Annotated in this window: 20 protein-coding genes; 9 read left to right on the plus strand and 11 right to left on the minus strand. The window is 59.8% G+C overall.

Annotated elements, in window-relative coordinates; genetic code table 11:
- Positions 1–85: 85 nt before the first annotated feature.
- The 5 genes from JQM66_RS06755 to JQM66_RS06775 all read right to left on the minus strand — a co-directional run bounded on the left by JQM66_RS06755 (position 86) and on the right by JQM66_RS06775 (position 6,337).
- On the minus strand, positions 86–775 hold the full coding sequence (locus JQM66_RS06755; RefSeq protein ID WP_235229125.1) for a hypothetical protein: 690 nt from the start codon (positions 773–775) through the stop codon (positions 86–88).
- An 87-nt stretch (positions 776–862) separates the two neighbouring features.
- A complete protein-coding gene (locus JQM66_RS06760) occupies positions 863–2,860 on the minus strand; it encodes a bifunctional metallophosphatase/5'-nucleotidase (RefSeq protein ID WP_235229126.1) in 1,998 nt (665 codons plus the stop codon).
- Positions 2,861–2,924: 64 nt separating this feature from the next.
- Positions 2,925–4,166 (minus strand): threonine synthase, encoded by a 1,242-nt coding sequence (locus JQM66_RS06765; protein WP_235229127.1) that lies wholly within the window; start codon positions 4,164–4,166, stop codon positions 2,925–2,927.
- 70 nt (positions 4,167–4,236) lie between these two features.
- Positions 4,237–5,712 carry a pyridoxal-phosphate dependent enzyme gene (locus tag JQM66_RS06770; protein WP_235229128.1) on the minus strand — a complete coding sequence of 492 codons (1,476 nt, stop codon included), beginning with the start codon at positions 5,710–5,712 and terminating at the stop codon, positions 4,237–4,239.
- On the minus strand, positions 5,705–6,337 hold the full coding sequence (locus JQM66_RS06775; RefSeq protein ID WP_235229129.1) for a helix-turn-helix transcriptional regulator: 633 nt from the start codon (positions 6,335–6,337) through the stop codon (positions 5,705–5,707). Before JQM66_RS06775 ends, JQM66_RS06770 begins: the two co-directional genes overlap by 8 nt.
- A 221-nt stretch (positions 6,338–6,558) precedes the next feature.
- Between JQM66_RS06775 and JQM66_RS06780 the strand changes: the two genes are divergently transcribed.
- The 8 genes from JQM66_RS06780 to JQM66_RS06815 all read left to right on the plus strand — a co-directional run bounded on the left by JQM66_RS06780 (position 6,559) and on the right by JQM66_RS06815 (position 16,726).
- Positions 6,559–7,971, plus strand: a complete 1,413-nt coding sequence (locus tag JQM66_RS06780) for a YgeY family selenium metabolism-linked hydrolase (RefSeq protein WP_235229130.1) — start codon at positions 6,559–6,561, stop codon at positions 7,969–7,971.
- A 44-nt stretch (positions 7,972–8,015) separates the two neighbouring features.
- Positions 8,016–9,215, plus strand: coding sequence for a knotted carbamoyltransferase YgeW (gene ygeW / locus JQM66_RS06785; RefSeq protein WP_235229131.1), 1,200 nt, complete (start codon positions 8,016–8,018; stop codon positions 9,213–9,215).
- Between the two features lie 319 nt (positions 9,216–9,534).
- Entirely contained in the window at positions 9,535–10,476 is a 942-nt protein-coding gene (gene arcC / locus JQM66_RS06790; protein ID WP_235229132.1) for a carbamate kinase, read from the plus strand.
- Positions 10,477–10,719: 243 nt separating this feature from the next.
- A complete protein-coding gene (locus JQM66_RS06795) occupies positions 10,720–11,976 on the plus strand; it encodes a BMP family ABC transporter substrate-binding protein (protein WP_268824352.1) in 1,257 nt (418 codons plus the stop codon).
- 285 nt (positions 11,977–12,261) lie between these two features.
- Positions 12,262–13,812, plus strand: a complete 1,551-nt coding sequence (locus JQM66_RS06800; protein WP_407946009.1) for an ABC transporter ATP-binding protein — start codon at positions 12,262–12,264, stop codon at positions 13,810–13,812.
- The gene (locus JQM66_RS06805) at positions 13,809–14,918 is read left to right on the plus strand and encodes an ABC transporter permease (protein WP_235229134.1); all 1,110 of its coding nucleotides are present in this window, start codon (positions 13,809–13,811) and stop codon (positions 14,916–14,918) included. The genes JQM66_RS06800 and JQM66_RS06805 overlap by 4 nt, the downstream gene beginning before the upstream one ends.
- Positions 14,915–15,904 (plus strand): ABC transporter permease, encoded by a 990-nt coding sequence (locus JQM66_RS06810; protein WP_235229135.1) that lies wholly within the window; start codon positions 14,915–14,917, stop codon positions 15,902–15,904. Before JQM66_RS06805 ends, JQM66_RS06810 begins: the two co-directional genes overlap by 4 nt.
- Positions 15,905–16,066: 162 nt before the next feature.
- Positions 16,067–16,726 (plus strand): phosphatase PAP2 family protein, encoded by a 660-nt coding sequence (locus JQM66_RS06815; RefSeq protein ID WP_235229136.1) that lies wholly within the window; start codon positions 16,067–16,069, stop codon positions 16,724–16,726.
- Positions 16,727–16,789: 63 nt separating this feature from the next.
- On the opposite strand, the gene folD is transcribed toward JQM66_RS06815, so the two are convergent.
- The 6 genes from folD to JQM66_RS06845 all read right to left on the minus strand — a co-directional run bounded on the left by folD (position 16,790) and on the right by JQM66_RS06845 (position 23,811).
- Positions 16,790–17,629, minus strand: a complete 840-nt coding sequence (folD, locus tag JQM66_RS06820) for a bifunctional methylenetetrahydrofolate dehydrogenase/methenyltetrahydrofolate cyclohydrolase FolD (RefSeq protein ID WP_235229137.1) — start codon at positions 17,627–17,629, stop codon at positions 16,790–16,792.
- The gene (gene lgt / locus JQM66_RS06825) at positions 17,613–18,635 is read right to left on the minus strand and encodes a prolipoprotein diacylglyceryl transferase (protein ID WP_235229138.1); all 1,023 of its coding nucleotides are present in this window, start codon (positions 18,633–18,635) and stop codon (positions 17,613–17,615) included. Before lgt ends, folD begins: the two co-directional genes overlap by 17 nt.
- 25 nt (positions 18,636–18,660) lie before the next feature.
- The gene (gene yfmH, locus JQM66_RS06830; RefSeq protein WP_235229139.1) at positions 18,661–19,932 is read right to left on the minus strand and encodes an EF-P 5-aminopentanol modification-associated protein YfmH; all 1,272 of its coding nucleotides are present in this window, start codon (positions 19,930–19,932) and stop codon (positions 18,661–18,663) included.
- A complete protein-coding gene (yfmF, locus tag JQM66_RS06835; RefSeq protein ID WP_235229163.1) occupies positions 19,929–21,191 on the minus strand; it encodes an EF-P 5-aminopentanol modification-associated protein YfmF in 1,263 nt (420 codons plus the stop codon). Before yfmF ends, yfmH begins: the two co-directional genes overlap by 4 nt.
- A 405-nt stretch (positions 21,192–21,596) precedes the next feature.
- Positions 21,597–22,550: a dipeptidase gene (locus JQM66_RS06840; RefSeq protein ID WP_235229140.1), complete on the minus strand. Its 954-nt coding sequence runs from the start codon at positions 22,548–22,550 to the stop codon at positions 21,597–21,599.
- 19 nt (positions 22,551–22,569) lie between these two features.
- On the minus strand, positions 22,570–23,811 hold the full coding sequence (locus tag JQM66_RS06845) for a DUF819 family protein (RefSeq protein ID WP_235229141.1): 1,242 nt from the start codon (positions 23,809–23,811) through the stop codon (positions 22,570–22,572).
- A 263-nt stretch (positions 23,812–24,074) separates the two neighbouring features.
- Here JQM66_RS06845 and ylxM point away from each other — a divergent pair, with 263 nt between their 5' ends.
- On the plus strand, positions 24,075–24,440 hold the full coding sequence (gene ylxM / locus JQM66_RS06850; protein WP_235229142.1) for a YlxM family DNA-binding protein: 366 nt from the start codon (positions 24,075–24,077) through the stop codon (positions 24,438–24,440).

Consider the following 24,440-nt stretch of genomic DNA (forward strand, 5'->3'; position numbering starts at 1 on the left):
ATTTGCAAACACAGACCAGACTGCCTTGCGTACAGTCTGGTCTGTTGCTTATCTTAATGAGATTAGGGCTATGCCGGGCGTTTTTTCATGGATTTCTTGTTCCGCAGACGGTATCCGCCAGGCGCATGGCCTCCAGCTCCACGGCAGACCGCTTCGATACCGGCGCCGTCTGCTGCTTTCTGACCGTCCGCTTTGCCTGGTGCTTCAGTTCCGTACAGCAGAGAAACGCCAGCAGCGCCGCCGCCCCAATCCGCCAGACGGTGCGGGAGACTGCATTGTAATCCTTCCACATGGTGGGCAGTGCCAGATCCGCCGCGCACAGCACCGCGCTGGCCAGCAGCAGGAACAGCACATTTCCCGGCCGCAGGATCTTTCGAAGGGGCACCTCCGGGAAAGCCGCCTTGACAGAGCAGGCAAACACAGCCATCAAAAGTAATGCCAGGCACCCCCAGCTCAAGAGACGCGCCAGCCAGGGAGTGGCACCTGCCCACAGCAGGGAGGCCGCAGACATCAGAATCCAGCCGAAGCACCACAGGGGCACCGCCACCAGCATCCGGACCGCCGCCGGCAGTCCCTGCACCCACTGGCGTACCCGCGCAGCGGGTCCCTTCCGCTGTTCGGTGACGGCAGCACCGTCATCATCTGCCTGCTGCTCCGCCGTCACGGCGATCTCCGGTACCAGGTCCACAGGCGAATCAAAGGCGGTTCCAGTCACTACGCCTGCCACCGCTGCCACGGTGACCGCTGCCGCAGCAGCCGCTTTTCTCTTCTTCACATCCTCACCTCCCTGTTTTTCCCCATTTTACGCTTTCTGGCAAAAAAAGCAAGCGTCTTTCGACGCTTGCTTTTTTCGTTAATCCGTTTATTTGCGCTTTTGGCTCTTTCGCCGCCGCACCCTGCGGAACGCCAGCCGGACCAACAGAACCACCAGCAGGATAACAGCAAAAACCACCAGCACCACCACCCAGGTGATCCAGTTCCAGTTTCTCAGCAGCTGCGCGGGATTCCAGCTATGGCTGACGGTCTTGCGTCCGTCTCCCCGGGCCGATGTGTACCGCTCCGGTATGCCGTCCTTCCCAAAGGACTCCAGATAAGCCGCCAGAGCGTACCACTCCTTGATCTCGTTTCCATCCTTGTCATAGAGGATGCAGTCGTTGAAATCCGTCACGGGAGAGCCGTCGGCCAGTTTGGGCTCCAGGGACAGCAGGCCCATGGACTTCGACTTCACCGTGCCCAGCATCTGGGCGGAGTACATGCCGGTGACCACTCGGTAGAGCTGGTCATCCTTGAGTTCCGTCGCAGTGGAGGCTCCATCTGCATCGGACCAATCATACAGCCCGGCGGATGTCACCCGGTTGAAGAACATGCGGTTGGTATTGAAGCTGTACGCCATGCCGCCCATATACAGCTGGGCCGCCGGCATGATGGGCGTCACGGAGGCGTCCACCTCCGCCGCAGCTTTCAATTCCTTTCCGCTGAGATACACCGCCACCAGAGGAAAGCCGGAGGTGCCGTCAGCTCCTACGCCCATGGACAGCACATCAAAGGCCTGGGTGGCTGTCAGCTCCCCGGTCCGCAGGGGCGCCCGCAGAACGCCGTCCGCCGTGACGGACACGGTGTTTACATCCGGCGCGTTCACTTCCAGGTTTTCCGTAGCCCAGAGGAAAGCATCCGCCACCAGCTCGCCCAGGTTGTTTCCCTCCTGGATGCCGGAAACCGGAGTATTCAGGTCAAAATCCGTGATTGTCAGCACCTGGTCGTAGGTCAGATCGTAGCGCGAAAGATACGTCTCCCCCACTTTTGTTTTCCAGGTCTCCACCATGGCGGCCGTATCCGGGTCCTCCGCCAGGGTCTCGTCGATGGGGACCAGGTGGTAGTCCCGCAAGCGTTTTTTGTCATTACCGCCCCAAATAAGGGTCAAGCTGCCCAGGTTCTCGCAGTAAGGACCGGCGGAGACGATATAGGTATCGTTCACCACAAGGGGCTCTGTCAAGGTCGAATGCGTGTGGCCGGATAGGATGACATCAATACCATCCACAGCCTTGGCCAGTTCCTCGTCTTCAGAGGTCTCCAACTTCTCCCCTGTTCCGGAGTGGGACAGGCAGATGATCAACTGGGCACCCTGTTCTTTCAGGGATGCCACGCACCGCTTGGCCGCCTGGACCGCGTCCTCCCGGACAAAGCCGGAGGTGGGTGCGCACTCGTCGGCGTCCACGCCCATGAGGCCGAAGATGCCATAGGTGACACCGCCCCGCTCCAGGAGCATGGTCTCCTGTACACCATAATGATCCATAGCTTTCTGGATCATGTCTTTGTCCGGATTGCTGTCAGCGGGCCGGTAGTTGGCCTCCAGCAAAGCGGGCAGGGCAACTGTCAGAGGGCCATATTGTTCCCGGTAGTCCTCCATGGGCGGCGGATACTGGGAGCTTGCCAGTACGTTAATGGATGCCGCCTGTGCCTCCTTGGCCGCATTCAGCATCTCCGCAAAGCCCGTGCCGGTGTGGTCGAACTCGTGGTTGCCGATGGTAGTGGCATCATAGCCCAGAGCGCCCATGGTACGCAGCTCAGCAGCCTGGGTGGTGTAGAGGGTCTGGATCAGCGACCCGATGGAAAAGTCACCGCCGTCCAGCAGCAGGGCGTCGGGGTTCTTTTCCCTCTCTCGGTCAATGGCGGTTTTCAGGCGGGCGTAGCCGCCGCTCTCTCCGCCGTCCTCTGTCGGCTGGGGCAGAAAGTGGGAGTGGAGGTCGTGGGTAAACAGAATCGTGGCTGTATTTGCGGGAGGCGCGGCATCCGCCGGGATCACGCTGAGGGAACATATCAGCACCAGCGCCAGAAGCAGCGCGGAAAAACGTCGTTTCATCTTCTTCATCCTTTTCAAAAAATGGACTGGGCAAAGTTTACCCAGTCCATTTTAGCACATTTGGTCAATCCACTACAATGCCTTTTTCTGCAAAAGCCTTTACCAGCAGGTCCATGTCGCTGGGAATGGAGATGGGCTCGCCGCAGGCCTTGATGGCATTGGCAACATCCTTCAAGCCGTTGCCCGTCACCACGGAAACCACGGTGTCGTCTTTGCCGATGACGCCCTGCTCACACAGCTTCTTCACGCCCGCCGTACCGGTGACGCCGGCAGGCTCACCGAACACGCCGCAGGTCATTCCCAGCAGCTTCTGGGCGGCCATGATTTCCTCATCGGAGACGTTGACCACCAGGCCGTTGGATTCCCGGATAGCCACCAGCGCCTTGTCGGCGTTCCGTGGTACGCCCACGGCGATGGAGTCCGCCAGGGTGTTCTCCTCCATGGGATACCAGTCCTCACCTGTGGCGATGGCCCGGTTCAGGGGGCAGCAGCCCTCCGCCTGGGCGGAGATCAGCCGGGGCAGCTTGTCGATAAAGCCGATGGCGTACAGGTCCTTCAGGCCCTTCCACAGGCCCGCGATGGTGCAGCCGTCGCCCACGGAGATGGCGATGTAGTCGGGAACCTCCCAGTTCAACTGCTCCATAATCTCCAGGGAGACGGTCTTTTTGCCCTCGGACAGGTAGGGGTTGATGGCTGCGTTGCGGTTGTACCAGCCCCATTTGTCGATGGCTGCCTTACTCAGCTCAAAGGTATCCTCATAGCTGCCCTGGACGGAGATGACGTTGGCGCCGAAGGTCATCAGCTGGGCCACCTTTCCCTTGGGTGCGCGGCTGGGGACGAAGATATAGGTCTTGAGGCCCGCCGCAGCGGCGTTGCCCGCCAGAGAGGATGCGGCGTTGCCGGTGGAGGAACAGGCGATCACCTTGGCCCCCGCCTCCCGGGCCTTGGCGACGGCCATAGCGGAAGCGCGGTCCTTCAGAGATGCGGTGGGGTTCTGACCATCGTCTTTCACCCACAGTTTTTTCAAGCCCAGCTGTTCCGCCAGGCGGGGCTCCTCATACAAGGGGGACCAGCCCACCCGCAGGGGCGTGGGCTCCGTGGTCTCCTCGATGGGCAGCAGTTCCCGGTAGCGCCACATGGTACGGTCCGTCCGGGCTGCCAGTTTCTCCTTGGTCAGCTGGGTCTTGATGTAGTCGTAGTCATATGTGATCTCCAGAATGCCGCCGCATTCGCAGTTGGTCAGGTCCGGGGTGGCCTCATAGGTCTTTCCGCACTTGACGCACTTGCCGTATAAGACGTTTTTCATACTGTTTCCTCCCAAAGGCACAAGGGGCGGGCGAGCCGCCCGCCCCTTGCATCTGTCATGTCATTCTCCCTTACAGGTTCTTCAAAACGCCGCTCTCCTCGTTGAAGGCGTTGATCAGCTCATCCAGGTCCTTGGCCTGGGCGTGGACGGCGTCCCAGGTGCCCTCGGTGTCGTACCACAGGGCGTTCAGTTCCTCGCTGGTCTTGCCCTGCTGCTCCACCCAGGTGTAGTACTTCAGGTTGTGCACCCGCTTGCGGTCGGCATAGGTCAGTTCGATAAGGTTGTCGGTCTTCAGGCCCAGCATGTGCAGGTTGTGGTCCAGAACAGCCTCGGTGGCATTGTAAGCGCCGTGCATCTCGTTCAGCTCGGCGATACGGCTGCCGTACATCACGGCAGAGTCGGTCAGAACGGTGCCCACCACATCGTGCTCGGTGAACTCGTAGTACTTTGCCATCTTGATGCAGCACAGCACGTTGGCGATGCCGGAGATGCCCAGCCAGGTCAGCTTCTCCACCAGAACAGGGTCCAACTTCAGGGTGTTCAGCAGGTAATCCTGGCCCTCGGGGGTATTGAACAACCGCAACAGCCGCTGGGAGTCCTCGTCGTCGATGGCGATGGCCATGTCAGTGTTCTTGACGTTGTGGATCCAGGGGATGTGCTTGTCGCCGATGCCCTCGATGCGGTGGCCGCCGAAGCCGTTGTTCAGGATGGTGGGGCACTGCAGGGCCTCGCCCACGCCCAGCTTCAGCTTGGGATACAGCTCCTTCAGGCGGTCGCCGGTGGACATGGTGCCGGCGGAGCCGGAGGTGAAGCAGGCGCCGGCAAAGTGGTCGCCGGGGCGCTTGATGGCCTCGAACACGTCCGCCAGGGCGTTGCCGGTGACATTGTAGTGCCACAGGGGGTTACCCATCTCCTCAAACTGGTTGAAGATCATGTACAGGGGGTTCTGCTTCAGCTCGTTGGTCTTGTCGAAGATCTCCTTGACATTGGACTCGCAGCCGGGAGTGGCGATCACTTCCGCACCGATCTCATGGAGCCAATCGAACCGCTCCTGGCTCATCTCGGCGGGCAGGATGGCCACGCCCTGGGCGCCCAGCAGCCGGGAGTTGAAGGCGCCGCCGCGGCAGTAGTTGCCGGTGGAGGGCCACACGGCCTTGTGCTTGTCAACGTCGAACTGGCCGGTCACCAGGCGGGGAGCCAGGCAGCCGAAGGAGGCGCCCACCTTATGGCAACCGGTGGGGAACCACTTGCCCACCATGGCCACGATACGGCAGGGCACGCCGGTGAGCGCAGAGGGCAGTTCAATGTAGTTGGGGACCTCCTGGAACAGTCCGCCGGACTCCTTGGGCTGGTTCTTCCAGGTGATGCGGAACAGGTTCAGGGGATTCACGTCCCACAGGCCCACGTCCTTCAGCTTGTCCTGAACCTTCCCGGGGATGGTCTCCGGATGCTGCATCTGGGCAATGGTGGGGATGATGATACCGTTTTCCCTGGCCTTCTTAATATTGTGCTCCAGGCCCTGCTTGTTGATGGACAGATCAATCATGTGCTTTACCCTCCTGTTGTTTTGTGTCGATATAAGAATATAAGGTATACTTGGAGATCCCGAAATATTTGGCGATCTTGTCACCGGACTTGGTCACCAGGAACGCGCCGTTCTGGTTCAGGAACTGGATGGCCTTCACCTTGTCATCCTTGTTCATCATGGCCACCGGTTTGCCCACCAGCGCCACGGACTGCTGGATCAGCTCCTCCAGCAGGTCATTGACATTGACGATCTTCTCCGGCTCGGCCTGTGCCGTATCCCTGGGCATGATCAGATCCCGCACGGCAGAATCCATCATAGAGAGCGCAGAAATATCAAAGTTGATGGACAGCAGGGCCACGACCTTGCCCCGGCTGTTGCGGATATACATGGTGGAGGACTTGAGCACCTTTCCGTTGGCGCTCTTGGTCAGATAGCCCAGATAGTCCTGGGGCTGGGCGTCCTCCTGGAGCATCTGCTCCACCACCACGTGGGAACCGCCGTCTCCCACCTTCCGGCCGCTGACATGGCCATTTTCAATGTAGACGATGGAGTGGTCCATTTTTTTTCCGCTGACATCGTGGATCACCACTTCGCAATTGCTGCCGAACTGCGCGGCAATACCCGACGCAATCTGTTTCAGCATCTCAAATCTTCCGCTTTCCGTATACATCTCCCCCTTTTTTATCGAAACGTTCTAATCTACCATCACCATCATATCACAATTTTTATAGAAATCAACCTTTTTTCAAAAAAATTTTTTTGGTTTTCAAATTTTTTGTTTGACAAACAGGATTCTTGTGTTATGATAAGGGCAGATAGAGCAAAAACGACCTGATCAATACAAATAATATGGAGGACGGCGTTATGGATTTCGAAGCGATCAAGAAAGCAGCAGAAGGCTACAAGGCGGACATGTCCCGGTTCCTGCGGGATATGATCTCCCACCCCAGCGAAAGCTGTGAGGAAAAGGAAGTCGTCATGTGCATCAAGGCCGAGATGGAGAAGCTGGGCTACGACAAGGTTGAGATCGACGGCCTGGGCAACGTCATCGGCTGGATGGGCGAGGGCGACAAGATCATTGCCATCGACTCCCACATCGACACCGTGGGCATCGGCAACATCAACAACTGGGAAGCCGACCCCTACCAGGGCTATGAGACCGAGGACATCATCTTCGGCCGCGGCGGCTCCGACCAGGAGGGCGGCATGGCTTCCGCCGTGTACGGTGCCAAGATCATGAAGGACATGGGCCTGATCCCCGAGGGCTACAAAATCATGGTGGTCGGCTCCGTCCAGGAAGAGGACTGCGACGGCATGTGCTGGCAGTACATCGTCAACAAGTACTTCAACGGTCCCGAGGACGCCCGCAGCAAGATCGAGTTCGTCATCTCCACCGAGCCCACCGACGGCGGCATCTACCGCGGTCACCGCGGCCGTATGGAGATCCGCGTGGACGTGAAGGGCATCTCCTGCCACGGCTCCGCTCCCGAGCGCGGCGACAACGCCATCTACAAGATGGCCGACATTCTGCAGGACGTCCGCGCTCTGAACGAGAACGGCGACGGCCCCTCCAACACCGTCAAGGGCCTGGTCAAGATGCTGAACCCCGAGTTCAACCCCGAGCATTACGAGGACGCCCAGTTCCTGGGCCGCGGCACCTGCACCACCTCTCAGATCTTCTACACCTCTCCCTCCCGCTGCGCTGTGGCGGACAGCTGCTCCATCTCCATTGACCGCCGCATGACCGCCGGCGAGACCTGGGACTCCTGCCTGAAGGAAATCGAGGACCTGCCCTCCGTCCAGAAGTACAAGGACGATGTGAAGGTCAGCATGTACATGTATGACCGTCCCGCCTGGACCGGCACCGTCTATGAGACCGAGTGCTTCTTCCCCACCTGGATCAACAAGGAGAGCGCCGCTCATGTCCAGGCTCTGATCGATGCCCACCACGCTCTGTGGGGCGACAAGCGCATCGGCCACGCCGACGCCGACCCCAAGAAGGACGCTATGCACCTGCGTGACGGCCGTCCCCTGACCGACAAGTGGACCTTCTCCACCAACTGTGTGTCCATCCAGGGCCGTTACGGCATCCCCTGCGTTGGTTTCGGCCCCGGTGCCGAGTCCCAGGCTCACGCCCCCAACGAGATCACCTGGAAGCAGGACCTGGTCACCTGCGCCGCTCTGTACGCCGCCGTCCCCGGCCTGTACAAACCCGAGAACAAGACCGACGACGTCACCGAGTTCCGTCAGAGCCTGACCAACAACGACATCCAGTAATCTGACCCAACTTTTATATAGAGAATATTAAAGGAGAACTGAACATGGATAAGACTTTGCAGATGTATATCGACAAGCTGAATGCCCTGAACTTCAAGGATATGTACAACGGCGACTTCTTCCTGACCTGGGAGAAGACCGACGACGAGATCGAGGCCGTCTTCACCGTGGCCGACGCTCTGCGCTACATGCGTGAGAACAACATCTCCACCAAGATCTTCGAGTCCGGCCTGGGCATCTCCCTGTTCCGCGACAACTCCACCCGCACCCGTTTCTCCTTCGCCTCCGCCTGCAACCTGCTGGGCCTGGAGGTTCAGGACCTGGATGAGGGCAAGAGCCAGATCGCTCACGGCGAGACCGTCCGCGAGACTGCCAACATGATCTCCTTCATGGCCGACGTCATCGGCATCCGTGACGATATGTACATCGGCAAGGGCAACAAGTACATGCACGAGGTCGTGGACGCCGTGACCGAGGGCAACAAGGACGGCGTGCTGGAGCAGAAGCCCACTCTGGTGAACCTGCAGTGCGACATTGACCATCCCACCCAGTGCATGGCCGATATGCTGCACATCATCCATGAGTTCGGCGGCGTGGAGAACCTGAAGGGCAAGAAGATCGCCATGACCTGGGCCTATTCTCCCTCCTATGGCAAGCCCCTGTCCGTTCCCCAGGGCGTCATCGGCCTGATGACCCGCTTCGGCATGGACGTGGTCCTGGCCCATCCCGAGGGCTATGAGGTTATGCCCGAGGTCGAGGAGGTCGCCCGCAAGAACGCTGCCGCTACCGGCGGTTCCTTCACCAAGACCCACTCCATGGAAGAGGCCTTCCAGGACGCCGACATCGTGTATCCCAAGAGCTGGGCTCCCTTCGCCGCCATGGAGAAGCGCACCAACCTGTACGCCGAGGGCGACACCGACGGCATCAAGGCTCTGGAGAAGGAGCTGCTGGCTCAGAACGCCGAGCACAAGGACTGGGCCTGCACCGAGGAAATGATGGCCAAGACCAAGGACGGCAAGGCTCTGTACCTGCACTGCCTGCCCGCCGACATCACCGGCGTCTCCTGCGAGACCGGTGAGGTGGACGCCTCCGTGTTCGACCGTTACCGCACTCCCCTGTACAAGGAGGCCTCCTTCAAGCCCTATATCATCGCCGCTATGATCTTCCTGGCCAAGTGCAAGGATCCCCAGGCCACTCTGAAGGCTCTGGAGGCGCGCGCCACCAAGCGTGAGTTTGCCGAATAATCAGCGCTCCCTGACGACATCAACCAACTGAACGGCCGGCCCGCCTGATATGTGTATTCCGCGTCTCAGGCGGGCTTGCTATATCCAAAAGGAGTATCTATCATGGGTAAACGTATCGTCATCGCCCTGGGCGGCAATTTCCCCATGGCACGCTGTGCGTCCCATGGGGACCCCTCTGATTTTATTTTGCTCCGGCGGAAGTGAATTCCGCCTTCGCCAAGGTTTTGCCTTCCGGCAAAACGCTTGTACGCGCCATCCGGCGCGACGGCATTGCCGCACTTTTTTCCACGATTATTACTGATCTGTGAGGTATTTCATCATGGGTAAACGTATCGTCATCGCCCTGGGCGGCAATGCCCTGGGCAACAATCTCCCCGAGCAGATGGTGGCCGTCAAGCAGACCGCCAAAGCCATCGCCGACCTGATCGAAGAGGGCCATGAGGTCGTCATCGCCCACGGCAACGGCCCCCAGGTGGGCATGATCCAGGCCGCTATGACAGAGCTGACCCGCTCCAATCCCGAAAAGTACATTCCCTGCCCCCTGTCCGTCTGCGTGGCCATGAGCCAGGGCTATATCGGCTACGACCTGCAGAACTCCCTGCGGGAGGAGCTGCTGGACCGCGGCATCCGCAAGGGCGTTTCCACTGTGCTGACTCAGGTGGAGGTGGACCCCGCCGATCCCGCCTTCCAGAATCCCACCAAGCCCATCGGCTCCTTCATGACCAAGGAGGAGGCCGACAAGATGGTGGCTGAGCGGGGCTATCAGGTCATGGAGGACGCTGGCCGCGGCTATCGCCGTGTGGTGGCCTCTCCCCGTCCCCAGTCCATCGTGGAGATCGAGTCTATCCGTGACATGGTGGACGCCGGTCTGGTGGTCATCGCCTGCGGCGGCGGCGGCATTCCCGTCTTCACCACCGAGGGCCATCACCTGAAGGGCGCCGCAGCCGTGGTAGACAAGGACTTCGCCTCCTGCGTGCTGGCTCAGCAGCTGGACGCCGACTGCCTGGTGATCCTCACTGCCGTGGAGAAGGTGGCCGTCAACTTCGGCAAGCCCGACCAGAGCTGGCTGGATTCCCTGACGCCCGACCAGGCCCGGGTCTACATGGACGAGGGCCAGTTTGCCCCCGGCTCCATGCTGCCCAAGGTCCAGGCCGCCGTCCAGTTCGCCGAGAGCAAGCCCGGCCGCTCTGCCCTCATCACCCTGCTGGAAAAGGCGCGGGACGGCATTGCCGGCAAGACCGGCACTGTGATCGTTCAGTAAGGGAAATTGGTCGGCCTGTATATTTTTACCAAAGGGAAGTGGAATTACCACTTCCCTTTTTTGTTTGATTTTTTTCATTTTCGTATCATTTCATAAAACCGGTAAAAAATTTTTTTAAAAAACCAGCCGGATTTCTCTTAAAATTGCAAAAATTCAGTTGAATTTTTAAGGCCGACCTTGTATGATGACAATAGAAGAGGGTCATTTGTGACCTAATTTTATTTTTTGAAGGAGGAAATTAGAATGAAGAAGTTCCTTGCACTGCTTCTCGCTCTGGTCATGTCCCTGAGCCTGGTCGCCTGCGGCGGCGGCAAAACGGAAGAAAAGCCCGCCGAGCCCGAGAAGCCCGCTGAGACCCAGGAGCCCGCAGCCGATCCCGCCGCCGAGATCAAGGTCGGCCTGATCTGCGTTCATGACGAGAACTCCGGTTACGATGCTGCCCATATTGAGGGTCTGAAGACCGCCTGCGCTGATCTGGGCATTGCTGATTCCCAGATCATCATGAAGTACAACATCCCCGAGGACGAGACCTGCTATGATACCGCCGTCGACCTGGCGGAGCAGGGCTGCGGCATCATCTTCTCTGACTCCTACGGCCATCAGCTGTACATGCAGGAAGCCGCCGGCGAGTATGAGGATGTCACCTTCGTCGCCTGCACCGGCGATACCGCCGCCAACTCCGGCCTGGCCAACTTCAAGAACATGTTCCCCTATACGTTTGAGTCCCGCTATGTCTCCGGTATCGTGGCCGGCATGAAGCTCAAGGAACTGATGGATGCCGGTAAGGTCTCCGATCCCTACGTCGGCTATGTCGGTGCCTTCCCCTATGCCGAGGTGGTTTGCGGCTACACCGCTTTCCTGCTGGGTATCCAGTCCATCGTTCCCGAGGCTCACATGGACGTTCAGTACACCAACTCCTGGTATGATCCCGTGGCTGAGGGCGAGGTCGCCAATGCTCTGATGAGCAAGGGCTGCGTCATCATCGGCCAGCACGCTGACTCCACCGGCGCTCCCTCCGCCGTTCAGGCTGTGAAGGACTCCGGCAAGGAAGTCTACTCTGTCGGCTACAACATCGACATGCTGTCTGTGGCTCCCACCGCTGCTCTGACCTCCGCCCAGAACAACTGGTCTGTCCTGTACAAGGCCACTCTGGAGAAGTTCGTTGCCGGCCAGGATATCCCCACCGACTTCGCCACCGGCGCCAAGGACGGCGCTGTCATGATCTCCGCCCTGGGCGAGAGCTGCGCCGCCGGCACGCAGGAAGCTGTTGACGCTGCCTGGGCCGCCATCAAGGACGGCAGCCTGAAGGTCTTCGATACCTCCACCTTCACCGTGGGCGGCGAGACCGTCACCACCGCCTTCGGCCTGGATACCGACGGCGACTGGGTCAACGATACCGGCGAGGCCATCGTGGACGGCGCCTTCCAGGAGTCTGTCCTGCGCTCCGCTCCTTACTTCGCTCTGCGCATCGACGGCATCACCGAGCTGAATAACAACTGATCACAATTTGTTCCAAGGAGGGGACTGCCGAAGCAGTCCCCTCCTTTTTTCCATTCTCGTCAAAATAGGTTGACCTTTCTTGTGAAAGTCTCACATTTCTGTGCAACCCTCACAATTCTTATGTCATTTATGATTTACATTGCCCGAAAGGCATGGTATACTTAGATATCAACCTATGATATCCCATCGGGCATCGGGGGACCGCTCCCCTGCCCCAAGCGCCGGGCTTTCGGTTTCTCCGGCGCTTCCCCATTTTATGCCAATACGGCAGGAAGGATGGTCTTCGTGGAAACTGTTGCAGCAGTCCAATTGCGGAACATCACAAAACGGTTCGGAAAAGTCGTTGCCAACAACAGTGTTTCTCTGGATATCAACCGTGGTGAGATCTTGTCTCTGCTGGGAGAAAACGGCAGCGGCAAGACCACACTAATGAACATGCTGGCTGGCATCTACTTCCCCGACGAGGGTGAGATTCTGGTAAATGGCCAGCCCGTCACCATCGCCTCCCCCAAAGATGCTTTTAATTACGGCATCGGCATGATCCATCAGCACTTCAAGCTGGTAGACGTATTCACCGCCGCTGAGAACATTGTTCTTGGTCTGGAGGACGAGGGCAAGCTGGACCTGAAAGCCGCTGCCTCCAAGATCAAAGGCATCTGCGAAAAGTACGGCTTCCAGATCGACCCCAACAAGAAGATCTATGACATGTCCGTCTCCGAGAAGCAGACAGTGGAGATCGTCAAGGTCCTCTACCGCGGTGCGGACATTCTGATCCTGGATGAGCCCACCGCCGTCCTGACGCCCCAGGAGACGGACCGTCTCTTCGACGTCATGCGGAACATGAAGACCGACGGCAAGGCCATGATCATCATTACCCACAAGCTCCACGAGGTCATGGATGTGTCCGACCGGGTGGCGGTGCTCCGCAAGGGCAAGTACATCGGTGATGTGGCCACCAAGGACACCTCCCCCCAGGCGCTAACCGACATGATGGTGGGCCACGCCGTCACCCTGAACATCAACCGCCCCGATCCCAAGGACCCCACGCCCCGTCTGGAGGTCAGCGGCCTGACGGTCTATGACGCCATGGGCGTCAAGCGTCTGGACAACGTGACCTTTACCGCCATGGGCGGCGAGATCCTGGGTATTGCCGGCATCGCCGGCTCCGGCCAGAAGGAGCTGCTGGAGTCCGTGGCGGGCCTGCAGCCCATCTCCCCCGGCGCCTCCATCCGGTACCGCCCCATCGGCCACCCGGAGGAAAAGGACGGCATCGAGCTGGTGGGCAAGACGCCCCTCCAGATCAAGCAGTCCGGCGTGTCCCTGGCCTTCGTGCCGGAGGACCGGCTGGGCATGGGCCTGGTGGGCACCATGGGCATGACCGGCAACATGCTGCTGCGCAGCTACCGAAAGGGCCACGGCGTTTTCACAGACCGAAAGTCTCCCAAGAAGCTGGCCGAAGAAGTTTTGACAGAACTGGACGTAGTCACCCCCGGCGTCAACTTCCCCGTCCGCCGTCTCTCCGGCGGCAACGTGCAGAAGGTGCTGGTGGGCCGTGAGATCGCCCAGGAGCCTTCCGTGCTCATGACGGCCTATGCCGTCCGGGGCCTGGATATCAATACATCCTACACCATCTACAACCTGCTGACGGAGCAGAAGCTGAAGGGCGTCGCCGTGGTCTACGTGGGCGAGGATCTGGACGTGCTGCTGGAGCTGTGCGACCGGATCCTGGTGCTGTGCGGCGGCCAGGTCTCCGGCATCGTGGACGCCCGGACCACCACCAAGGAAGAAGTGGGCCTGCTGATGACCCGCTTTAAGAAGGAGGGCGAACCTGCATGAGCACTGTCAACCACACTCAGGAGCCCCTGCTCCGCATTGCCAAGCGGGATGGTATCTCCCGCCCCAGCGCCTACGCCATCCGTATCGTGGCGGTGGTGCTGTCCCTGGTGGTCAGCGGTATCTTCATTTTCGCCGTCACCAAGCTGAATCCTGTCGAGGTGTACAAAGCCATTTTTGACGGTGCTTTCGGCACCTCCCGCCGCAGCTGGGTCACCATCCGTGACACCATGATGCTGCTGTGCATCGGCGTGGGCCTGGCTCCCGCCTTCAAGATGAAATTCTGGAACATCGGCGCCGAGGGCCAGGTTCTGATCGGCGGCGTCGTCACCGCAGGCTTTATGCGGGCCTTCGGCGGTTCCATCTCCACGCCGGTCCTGCTGGTCATCATGGCTGTTGTCAGCCTGGTGGCTGGCTGCGTCTGGGGCGTCATCCCCGCCGCCTTCAAAGCCAAGTGGGGCACCAACGAGACCCTGTTCACCCTGATGATGAACTATGTGGCTATCCAGATCACCAGCTACTGCGTGGCCCTGTGGGAGAATCCCATCGGCTCCAACACCGTGGGTGTCATCAACCAGCAGACTAAGGCCGGCTGGTTCCCCGCCGTGTTCGGCCAGACTTACGGCCTGAACGTGATCCTGGTGCTGGCCCTGACCGTGGGTATGTTCATCTACCTGAAATACTCCAAGCAGGGCTATGAGATCAGCGTGGTGGGCGACTCCCAGAACACCGCCCGGTACGCCGGTATCAGCGTGAAGAAGGTCACCGTCCGCACCATGGCCATCTCCGGCGCCATCTGCGGCCTGGCGGGCTTCATCGCCGTGGCCGGTGCCAGCCACACCATCTCCACCTCCACCGCCGGCGGCCGCGGCTTCACCGCCATCATCGTGGCCTGGCTGGCCCAGTTCAACACCTTCGTGATGATCCTGATCTCCCTGCTGCTGGTATTCCTGCAGAAGGGCGCCATCCAGATCGCCTCCCAGTTCAACCTGAACGACTATGCCTCCAACATTATCACCGGCATCATCCTGTTCTTTATCCTGGGCAGCGAGTTCTTCATCAATTACCGTGTCATCCTGCGGGGCAAAAAGGAGGGCGAGGCCAAATGACAACTGCACAGGTAATCCAGCTGCTGCAATCCGCCGTCTGCTTCGGCACCGTCATCATGTTCGGCGCCATCGGCGAGATCCTGACGGAGAAATCCGGCAACCTGAACCTGGGTGTCCCCGGCATCATGTACCTGGGCGGCATTGCCGGCTTGGCGGCTTCCTTCTTCTATGAACTCAACAATCCCGCGCCCAACAAGGTGGCGTGCCTGCTGCTGAGCTTCCTCGCCGCATTCCTGGTCTCCGCCCTGGGCGGCCTGCTGTACAGCTTCCTGACCATCACCCTTCGGGCCAACCAGAACGTCACCGGTCTGACGCTGACCATCTTCGGCGGCGGCGTAGCCAACTTCTTCGGCGGCGGCCTGAACACCATGGCCGGCGGCGTTGGTCAGATCTCCGTGGCTGCCACCAGCTCCGTCTACCGGGCCAACATCAACAATGTGACGGATCTGGGCGTTGTGGGCAAGCTCTTTCTCAGCTACGGCTTCATGGTGTATCTCGCCATAGTGGTAGCGATTGTCATGGCTTGGTTCCTGAACCGGACCCGCACGGGCCTGAACCTCCGGGCCGTGGGCGAGAATCCCGCCACTGCTGACGCGGCGGGCATCAACGTCACCCGCTACAAGTACCTGGCTACCTGTATCGGCGCCGGCATCTCTGGCATGGGCGGCCTGTACTACACCATGGACTACATCAAGGGCACCTGGGCCAACGACGGCACCATCGAGTCCCTGGGCTGGCTGGCTGTGGCACTGGTCATCTTCGCCACCTGGCGGTCTGTCAACGCCATCTGGGGCTCCTACCTGTTCGGTCTGCTGTTCTGGGTGTACCTCATCATCCCCGGCCTGGGCCGCAAGGATATCGAGCTGTTCAAGATGCTGCCCTACCTGGTCACCATCGTGGTGCTGATCGCCATCTCCCTCCGCAAAAAGCGCGAAAACCAGCCCCCCGCCAGCTTGGGCCTGCCGTATTTCCGCGAAGAACGCTGATCAAATCAGGAAGCGCCGCTGCTCTTGCAGCGGCGCTTTTTCTGTGCCTCAGGCACTTTCCAAAGTTTTTAATTTCTTCATATTTTATTCCTAAAATAGACACGATTCTTCAACACGCCTGTGGTAGTGTATACGCATCATTTCAAGAAAAGGTGATCGCGTATGCGGCTTTCCGACCTTTGGCATCCCATCCAGGCCGAGATGAAGTACCTTCTCTGGCTGCCCCTGTATCTGCTGTCTTTTTTCATTCTGGAACGGCTTCCCATCTCCGGCTACTGGGCCACCCAGACTCCCTGGGACCAGGCCATTCCCTTTTGCGAATGGTTTGTGATTCCATACTGCCTGTGGTATCCACTGCTGGTTGCCGTAGGCCTTTTCCTGCTGGCACGGAACCGGGAGGGCTTTCGGCGGTATATGGTCTTTCTGGCTCTGACCTTCTTCCTCAGTGAGGTGATCTGGTTTCTGATCCCCAATGGCCAGGACCTCCGCCCGCTGGTCATGCCCCGGGACAACTTCCTCACCCGCTGGGTAGCAGGGCTGTACGCCATCGACACCAACACCAATGTGTTTCCCTCCGTCCATGTGGTGGGTTCCATTGGTGCCGCCTGGGCGGTCTGGGACTGCCGCTGCCTGCATCCCCATCGCGTTCTCCGTTGGGCTGTGGCGGTTCTGGCCGTTCTGATCTGCCTGTCCACCTTGTTCATCAAGCAGCACGCCTGCCTGGATGTGCTCAGTGGCCTGGTGCTCTCCCTGGCGGTGGGGCTCCTGGTCTATCACCGCAGTCTGGCCCGGGCCTTTCGGCCTTTGACAGCCACCGATTGAGCCATCGGCACATATCAAAACAGGCCCCATGGATGTTTCCATGGGGCGCTGTTCATCTTTTCTTTATGTCTGGTGGTTTTGAGCCGCCGTCAGGATGTTCTTCATCAGCATGGCTCGGGTCATGGGGCCCACGCCGCCGGGGACCGGGGTGATGTAGGACGCCTTGGGCTCCACAGCGGCAAAATCCACGTCGCCGCAGAGCTTGCCGTTCTCGTCCCGGTTCATGGCCACGTCGATGACCACGGCCCCCTCCTTCACCATGTCCACCGTGACGAAGCAGGTCTTGCCGATGGCGGACACCAGGATGTCCGCCTCCCGGGTGATGGACGCCAGGTCCTCCGTCCGGGAGTGGCAGGTGGTGACGGTGCCGTCCGCCTGGGTCAGCAGCATGCTCATGGGCTTGCCCACGATGTTGCTGCGGCCCAGCACCACGCACCGCTTTCCCCGAATGGGAATCTCGTATTCCTTCAGCATCTCCATGACGCCGGCAGGCGTGCATGGCAGGAACACCGGCTCCCCGATGACCATGCAACCTACGTTGAAGGGGTGGAAGCAATCCACGTCCTTGTCCGGCCGGATGGCGTTGATGACCGCCTCCTCGTCCAGATGCCTGGGCAGGGGCAGCTGACACAGGATGCCGTCCACATCCGGGTCGTTATTCAGCGCCCGGATCAGGTCCAGCAGTTCCTCCTGGGTGGTCTCCTCCGGGAGTTTGTGGGGAAAGCTGCGGATGCCGCATTCGGCACAGTCCTTCTCTTTTCCCGCCACATATACCTTGGAGGCCGGGTTCTCCCCTACCAGGATCACCGCCAGGCCGGCCTGTCGCTGCAGCTTCGCAACCTCTGCCCGCACCTGTTCCTTCACCTTGGCCGCCAGGGCCTTACCGTCAATCCTGATCGCCATGCTGTTCTTCCTCCGTTTCTTCGGCAGTCTCCGCCTTCTCTGCTTCCGCCTCCAGTACCGCTTCTTCCAAGGTCGGATCCGTCTGGAAAGCAGCTTCCTCCTCGGCGGCCCGCTCCGCAGCCTTTGCCGCGGCCACCCGATTTACCCAGAGCCCGTCCGCCGTGCGTTTTTTGATTCTCAGATTGTAGAATAGCATAAAGACCGCCACGAGCACCATCACCAGGCTCAGCGCCTGGGAGACCCGGATGGGCTGGCCCATAAAGGTCCAGTCGAAGAGATACAGGCTGTCGGTCCGCAGTCCCTCGATCCAGAAGCGGCCCAGGCCGTACCACAGGAAATAGAACCAAGTGTTCTCGCCGTCGAACCGGCGGCCCTTGGACACCACGAACAGCAACAACAGCAAGCCCACCAGATTCCACAGACTCTCATACAGGAAAGTGGGATGGACCTCAATATACTGATAGCTGCTGACCCACAGCCGCATCCGCCATGGCAGGTCCGTCAGGCCGCCAAAGGCCTCCCGGTTGATGAAGTTGGCCCAGCGGCCGATCAACTGGCCCAGCAGCAGGCCCAGCACCGCCAGGTCTGTCATGGCGGCCAGGGGCAGCTTTTTCTGCCGTGTAAACACCACCGCCACGATCACGCCGGCGATGACCGTGCCATAAATGGCAAGGCCGCCGTCCCAAATGGCAATCATCTGACCCCAGTTCAGGCTGCCGTCGGCATTCCGGTAGAGGTCCAGATAGAAAATCACATAGTAGATGCGGGAGCCGATGATGCAGCTGGGCACTGCCCACAGGACGAAATCCAGCACATTGTCCTCAGTCAGGCCGTAGTGCTTCGCTTGCTTCATACACAGGAACAGGCCCGCCAGCATGGCAGCCGCCAGAATGATCCCGTACCAGTAGATGCCATGGCCCACATGGATGGCGATGGGGTCGGGATTGAACGCCCAGTCGCCGAACAGGCCGGGAAAGCTGATGGGCATATTTTTCAACGCAGTCAAAACAGGTCTTCCTTTCTGTATACGCTTATGCCTGGGGCGGCACGATCTCACTGAGGACCATGCGCTCCGCCCGGATGTTGTCCCGCAGGAAGGCAGTCACATCCTCCTTGGTGATGGAATCGAATACCTCCGGAAACCGGAAGGGGTCGTATCCGTGGAAATAGCCCTCCGTCAGGGAGACGGCAATGTTCTCGAAGGAGTTAAGGCCCCGCAGGTTGGAACCGAAGGCGGCCCGGGTCACCTGCTGGTAGAAGGCCTCGTCGATGCCCTCCCGCACCAGGCGGTCCGCCTCTTTCTGAATTTCCGCCGCCACAGTCCGGGCGTCCTTGCTGTCGCCGCCGGCGTACAGGTAGGCAATACCGGGCATCATCTCGAAGCTGCCGCCGAAGCTGGTGTTGATGAGACCCTGGTCGTACAGCCGCAGATACAAGGGGCTGGAATCCCCCAGCAGGATATCGCAGGCGATATCGCCGATCACCGCCAGACGCATATAGTCCTCCCCGTCTCCGGCAGGGCGGCATTTGAAGCCCGCCAGGAACTGAGGGCAGGAGACCTCCATGGTGCGGCTGGTCTCCGCCTGGGCCACGGTCTCCGGTTCCTCGCCGTAGTCCCGGGGAATGACGGGGCCGCCCTCCCGGGGCAGGATGCGGCGGGCCAGGTCCACCACATGGACCGGGTCCACATCGCCCACCACCGTCAGGATCATGTTGGACGGGGTGTAAAAAGCCTTGTGGCAGTCGTAGAGAGTCTCCGCCGTAATGTGGGAGATGCTTTCCACCGTACCGGCAATGCTGGTGCGGGCGGGGCTGCTGCTGTACAGGCATTCCAGCATCCGGGTGTAGATCTGCCAGTCGGGGTTGTCCTCGATCATGCGGATCTCCTGGCCGATGATGCCCTGCTCCTTGGCCACGCTCTCCTCCGTGAAATAGGGAATGGACACAAAGGACAGCAGGATTTCCAGATTCTCCTCAAAGTGGTCCGTGGAGTCGAAATAGTAGCCCGTCATGGCGTTGGAGGTGAAGGCGTTGGGCTCCGCGCCGTTTTTCGCCAGCTCCTGGAGGGCATTTCCCTCCTTGGTGTCGAACATCTTGTGCTCCAGATAGTGGGCAATGCCCGCCGGGGTGTCCAGCCACTTGCCGTTCAGGCAGAAGCGGGTGTCCATGCCGCCGTAGCGGGTGGCGAAGAAGGCGTACTTTTTTGCGTAGCCGGGCTTGGGCACCACACAAACCTGCAGGCCGTTGGGCAGCGTCTCCCGGTAGACAGACTCGCCGATGCGCTTGTAAAAGCTCTGTTTCATTCCGCCGCCTCCTTTCCCTTCAGGAAGTACACGGTGTCCAGGGTAACAGTGCCCATGGCTTCAAAAATGCGCTCCGGGGTGACCTCCCGCACCTGTTGGGCCAGCATCTCCGGCGTCTCGCTCTGGCCGGTGGCCGCCTGGCCCAGATAGAAGTTCTCCAGCTTGCCCTGGGAGTCTCCCATGGAGGCGTAGGCGTTCAGTAGGGTGCTCTTGGCGCCCTCCAGCTCCCAGTCCTCCAGGTCGCCCTTCCGGACAGCCTCCAGCTGGGCCAGGATCTCATCATAGGCCTGCTGGAACTTGTCGAACTCGATGCCGGAGGAGACGGTGATAAGCCCCTTCTGCCGGTGGTACAGGGAGGAAGCGTAATAGCACAGGGACAGCTTCTCCCGCACGTTCAAAAACAGCTTGGAATTGCTGCTGCCGCCGAAGAGGGTGTTGCCCATCAGCAGGGCAACAGTGTCATCACTGCCGCAGGAGAAGCCCATACCCAGTTTGCCCTGGGTCACATCCATGGCCTCCTCGATCCGCAGCACCTCCTGCCGGGCCACATGGTCCCGGGGGACGGCGATGTCCCGGACCACATCCCGGGGCAGGGCGGAAAAGGCGGACAGCAAAGCCTGCTCCACCCGCCGCCTGTCGGCACTGCCGCTGTAAAACAGCTCCAGCCGGGCCGTGGAGATCAGTTCTTTATAAAGGGCGTACAGCTTCTTGGGCTGCAGCCGCTCCGCCTCCATCTCATCTCCCAGTCTGGGCACGCCGTAGGGCTCCCCGGCGCACATCTCCCGCAGGAGGCGGCTGTCGGCGTAGTCCCGCTTGTCGTTGATCAGGCTGCGGATGGCGTCGATCAGGTTGGTCTTTTCACTTTCAAAATAGGCGGGCACAAAGCGGCCGTGGCGGGTAGCCGGGTCACACACCAGCTCTCCCAGCAGATCTGCCACCGGCTCCAGCAGCTTTTCCCCGCCGGGGGTAAAGCTGTCGTCGATGAAGCTGGCCACAAAGCCCACGCACTGGTTCTCGCCCTTCTTGCGGACCGTATAGTCAATGCGGGCGCCGTACAGCCTGTCCAGTCGGGCGGCCAGGCTCCCCATGTCGGGGTACGTCACGGTGCCCCGCCGCAAAACAGCCGGCAGCAGCGCGCAGCCCGCCGCCGTCTCCTTCCGGAGCGGCGTCACAAACTGGGCCGACAACAGGCTGGTCTTGAACTTTCTCGCCGGCAAACAGGTGAGATATACCCCGTCCGCCAGTTGTTTTCTGGTCACTTCCAAGGTCTCACTCCTTTTGTGTATGACAATACAGGATATATTATAATGCGTACCGAACAAAGCTGTAAGCCTTGAAAGCCAAAGCTTACAAGGCTAATCAGCTTTGTTCAAGTGCAAGGATTTTGCGCAGGATCGCACAAAATACTTGCACGTTCCGTTGGTGCGGTATACCGCACCAACGGAAATACACATTGAAACAATGTCTGAATTCTATCAAACGGGCTGAAAACTGCCCCTTTGATAGAATTATGCGGCGGGCGCCGCACGAATAAACCGCAAAGCGGTTTATTCAGTAGACATTATTATAGTATATCTCTCCATATATTTCAAATTCTATTTTGTGAACAAGTCCCGTTGAAAGCCAAAGAACCGGGGCGGGAGGTTTTTCCCGCCCCGGTCTGTTTACGCCAGGACCCGCAAAAAGTTCTCTCTTGCGATCATGTTCCGTTCCTGTTCGTTCATTCCCAGCTTTTCCAGCCAGTAGAACAGGTTCCCGATCTGGGAGCAGTTCTCCAGGCCATCGACCCCCTCGTTCCCAGGGCCAAAGTATTCGCAGAAGTCGAAGCCGCAGGCCACGTGCTCCACCCCCATGACCTCCGCCATGTGGGCGGCGTGACGGGCCAGCATCTCCGCCGTCTGCCGCTCCCGGTCCGTGTGGACAAAGGCGTGGTGGACATTCAGCCCCACGATGCCGCCGGTGTCCCGGATGGCCCGGAGCTGGTCGTCGGTCAGGTTCCGCCGCACATCGCACAAGGCACGGCAATTGGAGTGGGAGGCGATCACCGGACCTTCCGCCATCTTCATCACATCCCGGAAGCCCCCGTCGTTGAGGTGGGACACATCCACCAGAATGTTCCGGTCCTCCATCCGGCGGACAGCTCGCCGCCCCAACTCCGTCAGACCGGAATAGGGGTCTCCCCCGGCGCCAGTCGCCAGCAGGTTCTCCCCGTTCCAGGTCAGCATCCCGATGCGGACTCCCAGGTCCCCATAGCGGTCGATGGCTCCCAGGTCATCCCCCATGGCATCCATCCCCTCCACGGCCAGGAAGGCGTACTTCTTCCCCGCCGCTTTGGTATCCTCCGCCTCCGCCGGGGTGCGGACCATGGTCAGCCAGGGACACTCCGCCAGCTCGGCTTTCATACACAGCAGCATGATCTCCGTCCGGGCCCGGTGGTCTGTGGCCTCCGGGACCTTCTTCCAGAAGCTGTCCGCGCTGACCCACAGGGCCAGCATCAGACCCTCCACACCGCCCGCCTCTAAATTTCTCAGGTGGCGCCGCTCCAGCACATGCTTCTCCCCCGCCAGCCGCCGGCGGGTCACATCGTACAGCAGGTCGGAATGTCCGTCAAAAATCATGGAAAGCTCCCTTTCGCGCTTACGTCAGCAAAATGCCGCCCACCAGGATGCCCAGGTAGGTGCCGATCACATAGCCGAAGGTGCCCACCAGCATGACAGGCCCCACCAGGGCGCTCCAGCCCTGGGAGATGGCCATACCGGCGGCGGTGGTGGGACCGCCGATGTTGGCGTTGGAGGCCAGGATGATGTCCTCCAGATCAAAGCGCAGCAGCTTGCCGCCCACAAAGCAGAACAGCATGTTCACCAGCACCATGATGCCGGTGAAGACTAGCAGCAGGGGCGTCTCCTGAATAATCTTGGAGATGGAGGCGGGCACGCCGATGACGAACAGGAACAGGTAGATGAGGTATGTGCCGATCTCCTGGGAGCCGCTGAGCTTCGCCACCTGCTTTTCGCCGAAGGTTGCGCAGGCCATGGAAACGGTGGTGATCCATACATATTCACTGCCGAAGAAGGTATGCAGCATGTGGAGAACCACGCCGGTATCAGGGATCAGTCCGCCGATAAAGGCCGCGATCAGCTTGGCCGCGAACACCACCGCCACGGAATAGGCGAAGTTCATGGCGATGTCCTTCAGGGAGATATCCTTCCGGCTCCAGTAGGCCGCCGCCTGGGTCTGGGATTCCTCCAGCGCACCGTTCTCCGCCACGGCGTCGATGTGGGGATGGGTGAAATGGCTGCGGAAAAACTTCATGCCCGCAATAAAAATGAGGGCAAAGAAATACAGGGCCATCAGCAGGTTGTCCGCCACAGTGGCGGCGGCCTTGATCTCGCCCACCTCAAACTCTGCCGCCAGGGCGGCGAAGTTAACGCCGCCGCCGATGTAAGACCCGGTCATCATGGCAGCCACGCCCTCCAGGCCGGGAATAAAGGGATGCAGCAGCCCGTAGGCGGCGAACGCACCCACCACGGTGCCCACGGCGCCGATCAGGAAGATCACCATCATCCGCCCGGTCTCTTTCCAGATCTTCTTCATGTTGCACTGCAGGAGCAGCAGGGGGATACCCAGAGGCACCGCATAGCCCCAGACGATGTCGTCATACAGCACACAGCTGGTGGGGATGATGCTGAAGTTGGAAGCCGCCAGGGCGATCAGCAGGGCGATGATGGCGCCGGAGATCTTGGAAGCCCACATGTACTTCTGCTCCAGCCAGATGGCCAGGGCCACGGACACCATCAGCAGTGCCAGCAGCGCCCAGGTGTCATCGGCAGCGATGAGACTCTCCCGCCCCAGACGTGCCAAAAAGAAATCGGCAAACATACTTGTTTCCTCCTGTTTTCACACATGCCGCCCCCGGCGGCGTTTTTTCCAGTATAGCCCACCCCGTCCCTTCGCGCAAGAGCGGCCTTCAAATCCGTTGAAAAACTGCCCAAATACTTCCAGATGCTGTTGCGCTGTAAAGAGGCTGAATTTTTTTGAGTTTTCCGCAGATTTCTTCTGTTTTTCCCCTTGACTTTTTGCCCAAATTCCTGTAAACTAATTGTCGTTGTAAAGGTATAGGACTTTACAGGAAGGAGCGACCCATGAAAAATCAGACGTATCGCATGACCATGCTCTTCGATTTTTACGGAGAACTCCTCACGGAACGGCAGAAGGAATTCTTTGACCTCTATTACAATGAGGACCTCTCTCTGGCGGAGATCGCGGAAAACGCGGGCATCTCCCGTCAGGGCGTCCGGGATGTCATCGTCCGGGCGGAGGCCGCCATGCAGGAGATTGAGGACAAGACCGGCATCATCAAGCGTTTCGAGGCCCAGCGGCCTCACCTGGACGCCATTGAAGCCGCTGCCGCGGAAGTGGAAACCATCAACTACCGGCAGTACGAAAACCCCCGGCTGGCCGAGCTGGTCCAGCAGATCAACACCCAGCTGGCGGCTCTGAAGGATTAA

The sequence above is a fragment of the Oscillibacter valericigenes genome (genome assembly GCF_021531915.1).
GTDB lineage: Bacteria > Bacillota > Clostridia > Oscillospirales > Oscillospiraceae > Oscillibacter > Oscillibacter valericigenes_A.